General features: G+C 40.2%; 1 protein-coding gene. It reads right to left on the bottom strand.

Annotated elements, in window-relative coordinates; translation table 11 throughout:
* A protein-coding gene (locus tag NQS30_RS21255; RefSeq protein ID WP_350322351.1) for an IS3 family transposase occupies positions 1-1,045 on the bottom strand; the annotation gives its coding sequence in 2 pieces (ribosomal slippage) (positions 1-857 and positions 857-1,045; 1,046 coding nt annotated over the 2 pieces). This gene is flagged as partial in the annotation.

The following is a 1,045-nucleotide window of genomic DNA, read 5'->3' as shown; positions in this document are numbered from 1 at the left end:
GTTTATCGGTGATTGGTTGTTTAGTTTGGTTTGAATACGAATATTGTTATAATAATGAATGTATTCTATGACAGTGCGTTCTACGATGGCAGTCGTAGTTCGATCAATGCTGTTAAGATAGAACGTTTCAGACTTTAGCGAGGAATGAAACGATTCGATGGAGGCATTATCAGCGGGCGTCCCTTTGCGGGACATGCTCATGGTAATGCCTTTTGTTTTAACAGCTTTTTGATACTCGTAAGATGTATACACAGAACCTTGGTCACTATGTAACACGCAGTTCTCAGGCAGCATTGGTAGCTGATCAAGTGTGTCTAAGACAAAGGCTGTGTCCTGCTTATCCCCAATAGTAAAAGCAATCACTTCTCCATTGTATAAATCTAATATACTGGAAAGGTACAATTGTTTCTGTCCATAAGGCAAATATGTGATGTCCGTTACTAGTTTTTCAAGAGGACGATCAGACTGAAAGTTCCGATCCAATATATTATCGACCACGGCATATGGCTGCCCATCCTTCTTGCGCTTTTTCACCTTAACCCGACACTGCCATTGATTTTTCTGCATAATACGTTGAACCGTTTTATGGTTAATACACATTCTCTTTTTTAGTATGGCTGTGATTTTTCGATATCCATATCGATACTTGTGCTCTCGGCACAACGTGCCGATTTGTTTTTCCAAATGGCGCTTGGGATGATCCTTCATCAGATTCTTCTTCCAACGATAATAAGACGCTCGAGAGATACCTAAATGAATACAGATATCCTGTACGGTCATTGTGCTGTGCAATATTTCTACAAGTTCGACTGACGTTTCGCTATCAACTTCCTTTCCAATTCGTTGTACTTTTTTAAAACTTCATTCTGTTGTCTCAGGTAACGAATCTCTGCCTGCAGTTTCTCTAAATCGGAAGAATACTCCGGACCTTTTCCGTAAGTGTATTGCTTTCCAACAGGCTGTTCGAATCGATGTGTATCACCAGCCTTATACCATCTAACCCATGTCTGAACCTGTGTCTTATTCTTAATATTCAACTCCTGCA

The sequence above is a fragment of the Bacillus sp. B1(2022) genome (genome assembly GCF_040259625.1).
Taxonomy (GTDB): Bacteria; Bacillota; Bacilli; order Bacillales; family Bacillaceae; genus Bacillus; species Bacillus velezensis.
Note: the sequence above shows the minus strand (reverse complement) of the source record. Positions and strands in the feature narration are given on the sequence as shown.